Here is a 14,882-nt window from a genome sequence, read left to right as displayed (position 1 = left end):
CCTTTAGGGGGAACCGTATGTTGCGAATCGGCCTGCTCACGAGCGGCGGCGACTGCCAGGCGCTCAACGCCACCATGCGTGGTATCGTCAAGACCCTCATCAACAAAAGCAAGGAACCCGTGGAGATCTACGGCTTTGAGAACGGCTACCAGGGCCTCATCTACGGGCGCTACCGCCGCATGACCGCGCGCGACTTCAGCGGCATCCTGACGCGCGGCGGCACCATCTTGGGCACCAGCCGCACGCCATTCAAGCGCCTCGACATCCCTGAGGCCGACGGCGTGGAGAAGGTCCCCGCCATGATCAAGACGTACAAGTCGCTGGAGCTCGACTGCCTCTTCATGCTCGGCGGCAACGGCTCCACCAAGACGGCGAATCGCCTGCGTGAGGAGGGGCTGAACGTCATCGCCCTCCCCAAGACCATCGATAACGACACCTGGGGCACCGACATGACCTTCGGCTTCACGAGCGCCGTGGAGGTCGCCACCAAGTGCATCGACGACATCCACACCACCGCATCGAGCCACGGGCGCGTCTTTGTGATCGAAATCATGGGTCACAAGGTGGGTTGGATCCCGCTGTACGCCGGCGTCGCTGGCGGTGCGGACGTCATCCTCATCCCCGAGATCCCCTACGACATGAAGAACGTCATCGCGACCATCGAGAAGCGCATGAAGACCGGCAGCCGCTTCACCATCATCGCGGTGGCCGAGGGCGCCATCTCCAAGCAGGACGCGAAGCTCTCCAAGAAGGAGTACAAGAAGAAGGTCGCCGAGCGCACGAGCCCGTCGATCGTCTACGACATCGCCCGCGAGATCGAAGAGAAGACCGGGCGCGAGACGCGCGTGGCCATCCCCGGCCATACCCAGCGCGGCGGCGCGCCGGATGCGCAGGACCGCGTCTTTGCCACGCAGTGCGGCGTGGAGGGCGCGCTCGGCTGCCTCGACGGCGAGTACGGCTTCATGGTCGCCCAGGTCGACGGCAAGATGTGCCGCGTACCGCTCGAGGAGGTCGCCGGCAAGCTCAAGTACGTCGACCCCAAGAGCGATCTTGTGCGCGAGGCCAAGGCGCTCGGCATCAGCTTCGGCGACGAGTAGGCGCCCCTCGGCACACCCGCGGCCTTGCGACTCGCCCCTCAAGCCGCCTCATGCCCTGCAGCTGCCTGAGCATGAGGGGCTCCGGCCGCAGGACCGGGCAGCACCTCTCTCACGTGTCGCCCGGTCCTGCGGCCTTACTTTCTTTCATGCCCGTTTCTTTACCGCCAGCATCTTGACATTGAGCGTGCTCGATGCGCTATACCTTACACAGCAGCGTGGAAAGGATCCTCATGCGCATCGCCGAAGTAGCCCAGCAGTTTGACATCACCCCCGACACCTTGCGGTATTACGAGCGCATCGGGTTGCTGCCCCGCATCAAGCGCACCGCCAGCGGCGTGCGCGACTACTCGGAGGCCGACTGCGGGCGCATCGAGTTCATCAAGTGCATGCGCGGCGCCAACGTCTCGATCGAGGCGCTGCAGGAGTACATGCGCCTGCTCGACCTGGGCGATACCACCATTGCCGAGCGCAAGGCGATTCTCGAGGAGCAGCGCAGCATCGCTCAGGCGCGCATCGCCGAGATGCAGGCGGGACTCGACCGGCTCAACCACAAGATTGAGAACTACAGCAACATGCTCGAGGCCGAGAAGCGCTTCAGCTAGACCTACGCCTGCCGCACCTCGCTCGGCAGCGCGACGGCAACTACGAGCGAGATAAGCCGATCGATGGGCATGCGGTCCTCCTGCCCCATCCAGGTGTTGATGGCGGCAAGCAGCCCCGACAGGTAAAACTCGCGCAGAATCTCCTGTTCGGGCGCATTGAGCCCACGCTCCGGAATGATGAAGCGGTCGAGCAGCGGGGCGATGATGCGCTTGAGCCGCTCGCCGAAGGTCGGGTCCCCTGCGATAAGGCGCGGCATAAATCCATCGAAACGCTGCGCCATCCCCACGATAAGCCCCATATGCTGAGAGAAGTCGAGGGTGTCTCCCGCGAGCAGGTGCTCGTCCACGAGCACCTGCACCTGCGTGAGGATATCGCGCTCCAGCTGCTCGAAGAGATCGTACACATCGTGATAGTAGAGGTAGAAGGTCGCCCGGTTGTAGCCGGCGCGCTCGGTTATCTCGCGTACGGTGATCTTCTCGATGGGGCGCTCGAGGTAGAGCGACCAGAACGCCTGGGTAAGGTTGGCCCGCGTCTGCTCGGTAACCTGCGGCTGCTTCTTCATCGTGCACGCTCCCCTCGCACAGCCCGCGCCCGCATCGCCGCGGCGACGGACACGCCCGCCCGCTCATGCGCGCAGACGGGAACGCCCGCGCGTCCACTCGACAATTACGCGACCGGTGTCGAGTCTCCCCCGTGAGCGGACGATGCCCCCACTATACTGGGTAGACAACACGATGTCGAGTAATCAACCCGGCGGCTGCCCCGCGCAGCGCCCCGACAACGAGCGGGCAGGTGGCCCATGGCATATATCGAGTTCACGGACGTCGTCAAGGCCTACGGATCGGGCGAGGCCCTCATCCACGCCCTCGACGGCGCAAGCTTTGAGGTGGAGCGCGGCGAGCTCGCCGTCATCCTCGGCGCATCGGGCGCGGGCAAGACCACCGCGCTCAACATCCTCGGCGGCATGGACACCCTCACCTCCGGCACCGTCCGGGTCGATGGGCGCGACATCTCGCATGCCAGCGAGGCCGAGCTCGTTGAGTACCGGCGCACCGACGTGGGCTTCGTCTTTCAGTTCTACAACCTCGTCCCCAACCTCACCGCACTCGAGAACGTCGAGCTCGCGAGCCAGATCTGCCCCGGCGCGCTCGACGCGGCAGAGACCCTGACCAAGGTGGGGCTCGCCGACCGCCTCGGCAACTTCCCCGCCCAGCTCTCGGGCGGCGAGCAGCAGCGCGTCTCCATCGCACGCGCCATCGCCAAAAACCCCAAGCTCCTGCTCTGCGACGAGCCCACGGGCGCGCTCGACTACCAGACCGGCAAGCAGATTCTGCAGCTCTTGCAGGACACCTGCCGGCGCGACGGCATCACCGTCATCATCATCACGCACAACTCGGCGCTCGCCCCCATGGCCGACCGCCTCATCCGGTTCAAGAGCGGCAAGGTCACGGAGATGAGCCTCAACCCCGCACCGACGCCCATCGCCGACATCGAGTGGTAGCGCGAGGGCCCCATGAACGCGTTCACCAAGGACATCGTCCGCACCATCCGCCACACCAAGAAGCGCTTCATCTCCATCGCCGCGATCACGGCGCTCGGCGCCACCATGCTCACGGGCCTCTCCATGGCATGCCTCGATTTGCGCGAGGCAGCGGACGCCCTGTACGCCCGCCAGAATCTCTTTGACATCTCGGTGCAGTCGACCTACGGCCTCACGCAAGACGATGTGGACGAGCTCGCCGCCATCGACGGCGTTTCGGCTGCCGAGGGCGGCTATGAGCAGGAGGCCTACACGCGCGTGGACGGTTCGCGCGCCACGGTCTCCGTCAAGGCGCTCTTAGACTCCTCTATCAACGAGCCGTACGTGAGCGAGGGGCGCCTCCCCGAGGGCGAGGGCGAGGTCGCGGTAACGGAGAACTACCTCCACGCAACGGGCAAGCAGGTCGGCGACACGCTCACGTTTGAGAGCAGCCCCCAGGACGACCCGACCGGCCTCTCCGATATCGGCGACACCGCGAGCGGAGATACGGCCGAGGACGATTCTTCGAGCGACGGCGCCACCGACCCCACCATCCCGAGCGGCACCTACACCATCGTGGGGTCCGTCATCGATCCCACCAACATCACGCAGCCCGAGGGGCCGGTTGCCTTCCGCGCTGCAACCTCATCGGACTACACCTTCTTTGTGAGCCGCGATGCGGTGTCTGATGACGCTGCCTTTACCATCGCGTACCTGCGCGTTTCGGGCGCCGAGGGGCTCTCCGCCTATTCGGAGGAGTACGAGGCGCGCGTTGACGAGGTGCAAGACCGTGTGGAGGAGCTCGCGCCGCAGCGCGAGCGCGCACGGGCTGACGAGCTCAAGGCCGATGCGCTTGATACCATCGCCGAAAGCGAGGCCGATGCCGAGCAGCAGCTCGCCGACGCGGAGCGCGAACTGGACGATGCGCAGGCCACGCTCGACGAGAGTCTGGCCGAAGCGCTCGACGGACAGGCCGAGCTCGACCGTCAGGAGGCCGATGCGCTCACCCAGCTCAACGACGCCCAAGCGGTGATCGATACCAATCGCACGAGCCTCGCCGAGGGCCTGGCGCAGCTCGAGCAGGGGCGCGCCGACCTCGAGGCGGGTATCACCGCCTACAACGCCGCGCTCCCCGCAGCCAAACAAAAGCTTGAAGATGGGCAGGCGCAGCTCGATGCCGCACGAGAAGATTTCTACAACACGACCATTGCCGACCTCGAGGCAAAGCGCAACGAGGCGCAGGCAGTTGTCGACACGCTGCCGGCGCAAATTGACGAGATGGACAACGGTGTGACACAGCTGGCCGATGGATTGACGCAACTCGCCGACGGACTAGAGCAAATCGAAGCCTCAAGTGGGACGGACGACGGCACAACCGGCTCCGGCTCAGATTCCGACGTATCCACCATGCTCACAGGCCTCACCGCGCAGCTCCGCGGTGAGGCGACGAGCATCAGCACCGCATGGGATGCCGTCAAGACCGTGGACTCCCCGGAAACGGCCGCCGCCGACCAAGCGGCGCAAGCTTTTGTCCAAGCCGTGAGCGAAGCGAATACCGTTATCGAGCAAGCGGAGCCGGAGATTGCTGGCGCGCTCAACACCAAGACCCAGCAGGTTGAAGCCGGCATCACGAAGGCGGAGGCCGACCTTGCCCCCCTCGACCAGCTACTGCAAACGCTCGCCGATGACATCGACGCCACGCAAAGCGAGCTCGATGAGGTCAATGCCAAGCTCGAAACTATCCCTGCGGATGACCCCGCCAGAACCGAGCTTGAGGCGAAGCGTACTGAGCTCACCGAGGCACTCGTGCAGAAACGCGCCGAGCAGACTAGCACGCAGCAACAGCGCGACGCCCTAGCAGCCGACCTCGGACAACTTCAAGCCACCCTCAACGGACTCAACGTTCTCCAAGAGGGCCTGAGCAACCTCAGCGAGAAGCTCTCCGGCCTTGCCGATCCCGCACGCGAGGAGAACGCCGCCGTTCTCGCCAACGGCCGCATCGAAGCGGCATCGGGGCTCGCCCAAGCCGAGAGCGCCCTCCCCCTGCTTTCTGCAGCCCTCGAGCAGGCCATACGCGTCGCAGAACAGGAATTCTCCACGCAACAGGCCGAGATCGACGCGGGGTGGCAGGCGCTGCAGGACTCCTACGACCAACTCGTCGCCGCGCAGCAGCTTCTTGACGCCAACGCCGCAACCATCTCCGCCGGCCAGACCGAGCTCGCTCAAGGCCAGGCCGAGCTCAACCAGCGCCGCGCCGACGCCCTCGCCCAGCTCGCCGATGCCCGTGCCACGCTCGAGGACGGTCTCGCCCAGATCGCCGACGGTCAGGCAGAGATCGACGACGGCCGCGCCACCCTCGCGGAGGAGCGCCAGAACGCCGCCGACCAGATCGCCGACGCGCGCCAGCAGGTGTCCGAGGTGGAGAACGCCACGTGGTACGTGCAGGACCGCTCGGGGCTCGGCAGCTTCTCGAGCGTCGACTCCGATGCGTCCTCCATCGAGGCCATCGCGCGCATCATCCCCGTCATCTTCTATGTGGTCGCCATCCTCGTGAGCCTCACCACCGCCACGCGCATGGTGGACGAGGAGCGCGGGCTCATCGGCCTGTACAAGGCGCTCGGCTACTCCAAGGCGCGGATTCTCTCCAAGTACCTCGTCTACACCGTCTCCGCGGCGCTCATCGGCGGCATCATCGGCGATATCGCGGGCTTTGTGCTCATCCCCTACATCCTCTACTACATCTTCCAGGCGATGTACCTGCTGCCGCTCTTCAGTCTCAACTTCAGCGCCTTCTACGCGGCGCTCGGCATCCTTGCCTTTGTGGTGGGCATCGGCGGCTCGACGTTTCTCAGCTGCCGCGCCGACCTGCGCGAGACCCCGGCCACACTCATGCGACCCAAGGCCCCGCGCGCCGGGTCGCGCATCTTCCTCGAGCACATCGGCCCCATCTGGCGCCGCATGGGCTTCCTCAACAAGGTGACGGCGCGCAACCTCTTCCGCTACAAGAAGCGCCTCGCCATGACCGTCTTTGGCATCATGGGCTGCACGGCACTGCTCATCTGCGGCTTTGCCATCAAGAACACCGTCGAGTCGCTGGCGCCCCGCCAGTACGAGCAAATCTACCGCTACGACCTCATGGCGGCGACCACCACCGGCGACTACGCATCCTGCCTGGCAGAGCTCGAGGACGCGCCCGAGGTCACGAGCATCCAGCCCATCGGCGTCGACACCATCACCGTGGAGTACGCGGGCGCCAAGGAGAGCATGCAGCTCTACGTGATTCCGCGCGGCGCCTCGATTACCGATTACGTCTCGCTCGAGGAGCTCGGCGGAGCCGCGATCGACCTCGAGGAGGCCGGTGCGGTCATAACCAACAACGCCGCCACGGTGCTCGGGCTTGTCGAGGGCGATACGGCGCGCATCACCACGAGCGCGCTCGACGAGGCCGACGTCGCACTTACCGCGATCACGCGCAACTACCTCGGCAACGCCGTCTACCTAACCGAGGACGCCTATGAGGAGCTCTTTGGCCCGCTCGAGTTCAACGGGTTCTTCTGCCACCTCTCGGGCACCAACGATGAGCAGGCGGCCTTTGCCGACACGCTCGACGGCGAGGAGCAGTGGCTCTCCATCACGAGCGTTGCCAAGATGCACGAGCAGTTTGAGCAGAGCTTCACACTCATCAACGTGGTGGTCTACGTGGTCATCGCCCTAGCGGCGGGGCTCGCCTTCGTAGTGCTCTTCACGCTCTCGACCGTCAACATCGGCGAGCGTGAGCGCGAGATCGCCACCATCAAGGTGCTCGGATTCCGCAAGCGCGAGGTGCGCACCTACATCAACAAGGAGACGCTCGTGCTCACGCTCCTGGGCATTCTGGTGGGGCTCCCCGCCGGATGGGCGCTTTCCGAGAGCTTCACGGTCATCCTCAAGATGCCCTCGATTTACTTCGATGTGGTGGTCGACCCATGGTGCTATGCGCTCGCGGCGGCGTTCTCGACCGTCTTCGCCATCGCCGTGAGCAGGATCTGTAACCGCATGCTCGACCGCGTGGTGATGGTGGAGGCGCTCAAGAGCGCCGAGTAGCGCCCAAGATACCCCACCAAATGCGGCGACGCGATCATCGCAGACAGATTGCGTCGCCGTTGTCTGATGGCATCAGCCCTCGTGACAGGGGGCTTATCCGGCAAATACAGCGGTCCCACGGGTAAAGGTGCAACTCGCGTGTGGTCGAGCAGAACCGTCTACCCGGCGGCTCGGGTTGGGCGCCGCCTTCCTCCTGATCTGAGTTGCTCGGCGAACGGCGCGAGGCCAAATCCCGCTGCGCGCACGTATTGCACGAATTGAACCCGTCCCCACATGTGCACTTTACCGACGCGCGACCGCAATGTAGTCATATTCGCAATACCAGAAAGCTCGCTCGCAAAATTGCTGCTCGAATAGTTCGAGCGCCGCTCTCATCCATTCATAGTCGTTCCTACGCGCCAAGTCGGTCGGATCCTTTTCGTACGCCTTCCGAAAGTAATCGCTCCGATACGCAAAGCTCTCCTCAAAAAGCGCCTCGCGATCATCGTAGTCTATTGCACTCAGGTCCTTCATGTTGCTGAACACGCGAATATCGTGAAAGCCAGAATCGGCCAGCTGGGTGAAGAGCTTCCTGCCATTCAAACGGTCCGAGACGCCCTCGGCGGTGAGGCTCTTCTCGATGATCTGCTTCATGAGGTTATGGGGGTCAGGGTAGCAGAGCTTGCTGCCATCATCGGACCCGCGCAAGATGATCCAGCCGTCCCGTGACACAAACTTGCGGAGCTGACGCAGCACCTTACGCGGGTTCTTGAGATGATGCAGGGTAAGCGCCGAGAAGAGCACGTCGATCGCATCGAGGCCGTGCGCGTCGAGCACGGCGCGAAACTCCTCGGAGAAGCGCTCGCTCTCAAGATCCACAACCTCAAAAATCATCTTGGGGTTGTCGTGCATCTTGCGCGCCTGCTCGATGACCTCGGCATTGTTGTCGATGCAAAGAATCGTATCGACACGGTCCATGTTGCCAAAACGGTCCTCGGCCACATACCCATATGCACAACCCGCGTCAAGCACCACGGCATGCTCGGGCAAACCGCCTGAGCGCTCGATGAAGTCGAGCGCAAGCTCATCCGAAGACCGCGAATTCGACGCCTGGACCTTGAGGCGCGACGCCTCATGGTGGTACGTCGAGGAATACGCTGATTTGCGGTGCCGCTTGGCCTCGAGAAACACATTGGAGAACGGATCATGGACATCGAGATCATCCACGGGCTGCGGCATCTTAAGATCTGGTGCAACCGCGGGCTTTTCGAGTTTCCGGAGCGCCTGCTCTACAAAATCGCAGAATGCGTCGACGTTCATCTCGGCCGCATTGCAGTTCTGGTAACTCCTCAACGCACGCGGCAGGGCACGCGGGTCAATATCGCGCGTATAGGTAATGATCTCGCCATCCGGCTTGACTCCGTCGAGCAGATCGGAATGGAAGCTCTGCCACTCGTAGCCAATCCAGCGTGACTCGATATACTCGAGCCGCGTACCTATCACGACGAGTACTTTCGCCGTATCAAGCGCGCCGTCGATCGAGCGCTTGTAGATGCTCTCGCCAAGCTGAAGCAAGGTCACATTGCTGTAGAAGGTAGGGATCTTGCGCGCGCAAAGCTCCTTGTAGACGAGCTCGGCCAGCATCGCATCGTCGGCACGACGGCCATCGTCGCCCGTGTTCTTAAAAGAGATGAAAACATCGAACGTGTCCATGCGAACCCACCTCTCAAGCTGCGCTCCTCAGAAGGCGTCCGAGTCAATTGTAAGACGAACGGAAAGACGTTCAAAGCCGCAGGCAAAACAAGCCTGCGGAGAAATCCGTCCTCGGCCACGACGAAATCTGCCCAAGGGACGGGACGCGGCATCTCCCGCCCGTCCCCACATGCTCCCCACAAGCTCGAAAACAGGGCCGTCCCCCGCCGCCCGCTTACGGCAGGTCGTTGCCCGCCGCTCGGTAAAGCTTCCACCACTGCGCGCGCGTAAGTTCGATGTCGGCACCGGCTGCCGCCTCCCGAATGTGCGCGGGCGAGGTCGAACCGCAGATAACCTGCATCTCGGCAGGATGCCGCAGGATCCAAGCCGTCGCCACCGCCGTAGGCGTGGAACCCACCTCGTCCGCGACCTCGGCCAGCGCGGCATTGAGCTCGGGGAAGTCGGGGTGGCCGATGAAGCATCCCGCAAACGTACCAAACTGATACGGGCTCCACGCCTGAATGGTCATGCCGTAGAGGCGCGCGCACTCGATAAGCCCCGTCCCGCGCTCGGCGGCGGTGTCATCGTCCATGTTGACATGCAGGCCGCTGCTGATGAGCTGCGTGTGGCCAAGGCCGAATTGCAGCTGGTTGACCTCGAGCGGCACATCGATTGCCGCCTGCACCAGGTCGATCTGCCAGGGGTTCATGTTGCTCACGCCGAGATGGCGCACCTTACCCGACTCGACCATGGCGCCGAGCGTCTCGGAGAGCTCATCGATATCCAAGAGCGGGTCGGGGCGGTGAAGCAGGAAGAAGTCGACGTAATCGGTCTGAAGCCGCCTGAGCTCCGCATCAAGCGCCGCCTCGAGATGCGCCCGCGAGAAGTCGTAGCGCTCGCCCGGCACGATACCCGCCTTGGTCTGCAGGACCACTTCTTCGCGCGGAACCCCGAGCTCCTTCAGCGCCGCTCCGAGCACCTCGGAGCTCTTGCCGCCGCCGTAGATGTCTGCGGAATCGAAGAAGTCGATGCCCGCCTCGAGCGCCGCGGCGATAGAAGCCGTCGCATCCGCGGGCGACAGGCCCGCAAAGCGCATGACGCCCAGCGCCACGCGCGAAGCCTGGACACCTGTCTGGCCGATTTCCTGCATGTTCATGGTGACCTCTTTCTATGGAGCGGACGGATGACGCTCCCCCATGGTAGCGAATACCCTGGCGGCGATTCCGAGCGCGGTGCCCCTTGCCGTGAGCGGCAGCATATGGGCCGCCATCGGGTGCGGGCGCGGGGCACGTTTTCCCTTCGACGCTCGAATGTGCATCAAATTCCGCATGCCCCCGGCAGCCCTGGCCGGCGCGCGTAGAAAGATGCACGTTCCGCATCCCCGGGACGGAACGTATACGCACCCTTTCGCGGATTTGGTGCACATTTGAGCGTCGAACCTAGCTGTGACCGTGAAAAACGGAGAAGACGTCCTTCTCATCCCGCCTTGACATGCAAAAGGCCCGCCCCCAGCACCGTGCGGGACGGCGAAAGGGCGGGCGGCAAGCCCATCTGAGAATGAAAGCTCGTTTGATGAGGACGCCGGCTTACCGGGCGAGCAGCTCCGCGATCTGCACGGCGTTGGTCGCTGCGCCCTTGCGAATCTGGTCGCCGCAGCACCAGAAGGTGATGCCGCGCGCCACATCCGGGTTGGAGATGTCGCGCCGCACGCGTCCGACCCAGATGAGGTCCTGGTCGGAGGTGTCGAGCGGCATGGGGTAACGGTCGTGCGCGCTCTCGGCAGCGCGGTCGTCTACAAGCTTCACGCCGGGTGCTGCGGCAAGCGCCTCACGCACCGCCTCAAGCGTGACCGGGCGCTCCAGCTCAAGCGTGACGCTCTCGGAGTGCGAACGCAGCACCGGCACGCGCACGCACGTACAGCACACGGCGAGCTCAGGCAGATGCATGATCTTGCGACCCTCGTTTTGGAGCTTCATCTCCTCAGAGGTGTAGCCCTCCTCGTTAAACCCGCCGATCTGCGGAATAAGGTTGCTCACGAGCTGCGCGGCAAAGGCACGGGGCTCCGGCAGGGGCTCCCCCTTGCCCATTGCCTCGATCTGGGCCACCAGCTCGGCCATGCCCGGCGCTCCGGCGCCCGAGGCCGCCTGATACGTCGACACGATCATGCGGCGCACGCCGGCGAGCTGATGGATGGGCCACGTGGGCACGAGCGCGATGATGGTCGCGCAGTTGGGATTGGCGATGATGCCCTTGTGCCAGGCGATGTCGCCGCCGTTGATCTCGGGGATGACGAGGGGCACATCCGGATCCATGCGGAAGGCGTGGCTGTTGTCGACGACCGTCGCCCCCGCATCGACCGCTGAGGGCAGAAGCGCCTTGGCAATGGCATCGTCTGCCGCGCCGAGCACGATGTCGCACCCCTCGAACGAGGCGGGCGTCGCCTCCTCGATCACGATATCCTCACCGCGAAACGCCATGGTCTTGCCAGCCGAGCGCGCGCTCGCCAGGAGCTTGAGCCTGCCCACGGGGAAGCTGCGCTCCTCGAGGCATTGCAGCATCTGCGTGCCCACGGCACCCGTTGCTCCCAAGATGGCGACGGTGTACTCCTTCATAGGTCCTCCCTCTCCCCAGCGGGCGCCGCTCCCTGCGCGCGCCTACTTGTCGTCAACAACATGCGGCCGGGACTCGTCCGCGGTCTTCTTCAGGTCCTTCAGCTCCAGCAGGTGGTCGCCATCGGAGAATGCGCGGTAGATGGCGCGGATGGCATGCTCGAAGTCATCCCGGTGCACACCGACGATGATATTGATCTCGTCCGAGCCCTGGGCGATCATGCGGATGGAGATACCCTCGTTGCCGAGCGCAGCGAACAGCTGACCGGAGATGCCCGGCCGACCGATCATGTTGCGGCCGACGGTGGAGATGAGCGAGAGGTCGTCGACCACCTTGATGGCATCGGGCGCGACCTCGGTCTTGATATCGGCGACAATGGACCAGATGCAGTCCTTCACGTCGTCGCCCTGCACCACGACGGCAAAGCTGTCGATGCCCGACGGGATGTGCTCGACCGACACGTGGTAGCGCTCGAAGATCGTCAGCGTGCGGCGGATGATGCCCACCTCGTTGGACATGTGGTCTTTGAGGACGTGCACCGCCACGAAGTTCTTCTTACCCGTGACGCCCGTGATGATGGGCTCGTCCTCCACGTAGTCCTCGCGGTCGGAGATGATGGTGCCGGGGTCCTGGGGGCGGTTGGTGTTGCGCACCGCGATGGGGATGCCCGCCTCCATAACGGGAAAAACGGCCTCTTCGTGCAGCACGCTCGCGCCCATATAGGAGAGCTCGCGCATCTCCGAATAGGTGATGCGGCTGATGGGCTGCGGGTTCTCCACGATGCGCGGGTCGGCCGAGAGGAAGCCCGACACGTCCGTCCAGTTCTCGTACAGGTCGGCGTCGAGCGCCTGCGCGAGGATGGCGCCCGAGATGTCGCCGCCGCCCCGGTCAAGGAGCAAGATGCGGCCCTCGCGCGTGGCGCCGTAGAAGCCCGGCATCACGAAGCCCCCGGGGATGCCGCGCTCCTGGATGAGCTCGTGCGTGCGACCCATGGCGAGCGTACCGTCGTGATGGAAGGCGACCACATCGGCCGCGTCGAGAAACGGCAGCCCCAGGTACTCGGCCATAAGCTGGGCGGTAAAGTACTCACCGCGGCTGACGAGCTCCTCGGTGGAGAGGGCGCCCGCCTTGGCCTTCTCGGCAAACGCGGCAAACTCGTCACGGATGGGATAGGCGAGGCCGAGCTCGTCGGCGATGGCGAAGTAGCGCGCGCCAATATCGGCCAGCAGGTCGTCGCACGACACGTGGTAGCGCACATGGGCGGCGACCAAGTAGAGCAGGTCGGTGACTTTGGCGTCGCCCGAGAAGCGGCGGCCGCACGCCGACACCACGATAAAGCGGCGCGCGGGGTCGGCCTCCACGATGGCGCGGATCTTCTTGAAGTGCTCGGCGTCCGCAACCGAGGAGCCGCCGAATTTCGCGATCTTAATCATGACGAGGTGGTTACCTTTCCGGGTAGGGCACGTTGAGCGCGGCGGCTCTGATACCATGGGCGTACGTTTCCGCGGGCTCGAGGCATTTTAGGAGCTACCGATATGAGTTTGTACCATAGCACACGTTCGCGCGCCGAGGAGTGCTCGGCCAAGGAAGCCATCCGGCGGGGCCTTGCGCCCGATGGGGGGCTTTTTGTTTCCGACGAGCTCGGCTCGGCGAAAGTCGACGTAGATGGGCTCGCTGAGCTTGATTATGCTGCTATTGCACGTGCGGTGCTCGGTTTGTTACTACCTGATTACACAGCAGACGAGATTGCCGCATGCGTAAACGAAGCGTATACCGGCACGTTTGCGAGCCCCGAGGTAACGCCCGTTGTCCCGCTCACAAAGGCACCGGGCGCTGCTGCAGGCCCGCACGCGCACGTGCTCGAGCTCTACCACGGCCCCACGAGCGCGTTCAAGGACGTCGCCCTGCAGATGCTGCCGCGCTTGATGGCGCGCGCCCAGGCATCTGCCGGCGCGGGCGAGAAGATCATGATCGTGACCGCCACCTCGGGCGACACGGGCAAGGCGGCGCTCGCCGGCTTTGCCGACGCCCCGGGGTGCGGCATCACCGTCTTCTACCCCGAAGGCAAGGTCAGCCGCGTGCAGGAGCTGCAGATGACCACGCAGGCGGGGGCAAACGTGGCCGTCGCCGCCGTGCGCGGCAACTTCGACGACGCGCAGAGCGCCGTGAAGGGCATCTTCGCCGACCGCGCCCTCGCCGAGCGCCTGGCCGCGGCGGGCATCGTGCTCTCGAGCGCGAACTCCATCAACGTCGGCCGGCTCGTGCCGCAGGTCGTGTACTACTTCGCCGCCTATGCCCAGCTCATGCGCGCAGGCGCCATCGCGGCGGGCGATGCGGTCGAGTTCTGCGTGCCCACGGGCAACTTCGGCGACGTGCTCGCCGGCTACTACGCCAAGATGCTGGGACTCCCCGTCTCCAAGCTCGTGGTGGCGAGCGACAAGAATAACGTGCTCTTCGACTTTCTCACCACGGGCGTCTACGACCGCAATCGCCCGTTTTTCACCACCACATCGCCCTCGATGGACATCCTCATCTCGTCAAACCTGGAGCGCATGCTCTACTACGTCTCGGACGGCGACTGCGAGCTCATCGCCCACCTTATGGCAGACCTCGCCGAGACCGGGCGTTTTGAGGTGCCTGCCGAGCTTCTTGCCAAGATTCAGGAGACGTTTGCCTGCGGCTGGGCGGACGAGGACGAGGTTGCCGGCGCCATCGCCGCAAGCTGGCACGAGAACGCCTATCTGATTGATCCGCACACCGCCTGCGGCTACCACGTGTTGGAGAAGCTTCCCGCCGCCGCGGGCAGCGCCGCCCGTATGCTCCTCTCCACTGCGAGCCCCTACAAGTTCCCGCGCGCCGTGCTCGAGGCATTGGGCGAGGACGTTCCCGCAGATGACTTTGCCTGCATGCGCAAGCTGGAGGAGGTCACCGGCACCTGCGCGCCGGCGCAGCTCGCTGCGCTCGAGACCGCACATGAGCGGTTCTCCGACGTGGTCGATGTCCCCGGCATGGGTGCCTACGTGGAGGATGCGGCGCTCAGGCTATAGGCACGCTCGGGCGGGAGGCGCCCCTACCATCCTCTGCTCAGACAGTCCTCGAAAAAGGAGCCCGTTGGGCTCCTTTTTCTGCGGAACTCGCGACGGACGGTGCGCGCGCCTCCTCGAGCGACCCCTTCCTCCCATGCGCGCCGGCGGCAACCGCATAGAAGCCGTGTAGGGCTTGCGGAGAATCCCCCTGCCGCAGCCGGGCTCTTGACCGTGCGCGCCTTGTTCGCGTACCTTTGACGTGCTTAAAAAGCG

Annotated in this window: 10 protein-coding genes; 5 read left to right on the top strand and 5 right to left on the bottom strand. The window is 64.4% G+C overall.

Annotated elements, in window-relative coordinates; genetic code table 11:
* Window positions 1-17 precede the first annotated feature (17 nt).
* Both B5F70_RS06470 and B5F70_RS06465 read left to right on the top strand, forming a co-directional pair.
* Window positions 18-1,097 (top strand): ATP-dependent 6-phosphofructokinase, encoded by a 1,080-nt coding sequence (locus tag B5F70_RS06470; protein WP_087204749.1) that lies wholly within the window; start codon window positions 18-20, stop codon window positions 1,095-1,097.
* A 230-nt stretch (window positions 1,098-1,327) separates the two neighbouring features.
* Entirely contained in the window at window positions 1,328-1,699 is a 372-nt protein-coding gene (locus B5F70_RS06465) for a MerR family transcriptional regulator (RefSeq protein ID WP_087204748.1), read from the top strand.
* Between the two features lie 2 nt (window positions 1,700-1,701).
* Here B5F70_RS06465 and B5F70_RS06460 read toward each other — a convergent pair whose 3' ends face one another.
* The gene (locus tag B5F70_RS06460) at window positions 1,702-2,262 is read right to left on the bottom strand and encodes a TetR/AcrR family transcriptional regulator (protein ID WP_087204747.1); all 561 of its coding nucleotides are present in this window, start codon (window positions 2,260-2,262) and stop codon (window positions 1,702-1,704) included.
* Window positions 2,263-2,499: 237 nt separating this feature from the next.
* Here B5F70_RS06460 and B5F70_RS06455 point away from each other — a divergent pair, with 237 nt between their 5' ends.
* Window positions 2,500-3,201 carry an ABC transporter ATP-binding protein gene (locus B5F70_RS06455; protein WP_087204746.1) on the top strand — a complete coding sequence of 234 codons (702 nt, stop codon included), beginning with the start codon at window positions 2,500-2,502 and terminating at the stop codon, window positions 3,199-3,201.
* Between the two features lie 12 nt (window positions 3,202-3,213).
* Entirely contained in the window at window positions 3,214-7,302 is a 4,089-nt protein-coding gene (locus B5F70_RS06450; protein ID WP_087204745.1) for an FtsX-like permease family protein, read from the top strand.
* Window positions 7,303-7,584: 282 nt separating this feature from the next.
* On the opposite strand, the gene B5F70_RS06445 is transcribed toward B5F70_RS06450, so the two are convergent.
* The 4 genes from B5F70_RS06445 to B5F70_RS06430 all read right to left on the bottom strand — a co-directional run bounded on the left by B5F70_RS06445 (window position 7,585) and on the right by B5F70_RS06430 (window position 13,016).
* The gene (locus B5F70_RS06445) at window positions 7,585-8,994 is read right to left on the bottom strand and encodes a methyltransferase domain-containing protein (RefSeq protein ID WP_087204744.1); all 1,410 of its coding nucleotides are present in this window, start codon (window positions 8,992-8,994) and stop codon (window positions 7,585-7,587) included.
* Window positions 8,995-9,208: 214 nt separating this feature from the next.
* On the bottom strand, window positions 9,209-10,129 hold the full coding sequence (locus tag B5F70_RS06440; RefSeq protein ID WP_087204743.1) for an aldo/keto reductase: 921 nt from the start codon (window positions 10,127-10,129) through the stop codon (window positions 9,209-9,211).
* A 430-nt stretch (window positions 10,130-10,559) separates the two neighbouring features.
* Window positions 10,560-11,585 carry an aspartate-semialdehyde dehydrogenase gene (locus tag B5F70_RS06435; RefSeq protein WP_087204742.1) on the bottom strand — a complete coding sequence of 342 codons (1,026 nt, stop codon included), beginning with the start codon at window positions 11,583-11,585 and terminating at the stop codon, window positions 10,560-10,562.
* Window positions 11,586-11,627: 42 nt separating this feature from the next.
* Window positions 11,628-13,016: an aspartate kinase gene (locus B5F70_RS06430; protein ID WP_087204741.1), complete on the bottom strand. Its 1,389-nt coding sequence runs from the start codon at window positions 13,014-13,016 to the stop codon at window positions 11,628-11,630.
* A 102-nt stretch (window positions 13,017-13,118) separates the two neighbouring features.
* On the opposite strand from B5F70_RS06430, the gene thrC reads away from it, so the two are divergent.
* Window positions 13,119-14,630 (top strand): threonine synthase, encoded by a 1,512-nt coding sequence (gene thrC, locus B5F70_RS06425; protein WP_087204740.1) that lies wholly within the window; start codon window positions 13,119-13,121, stop codon window positions 14,628-14,630.
* Window positions 14,631-14,882: the final 252 nt, after the last annotated feature.

Source organism: Collinsella sp. An268 (genome assembly GCF_002159765.1).
GTDB lineage: Bacteria > Actinomycetota > Coriobacteriia > Coriobacteriales > Coriobacteriaceae > Coprousia.
The sequence above is the reverse complement of the archived record's forward strand: the minus strand, read 5'-3'. Positions and strand labels throughout refer to the sequence as shown.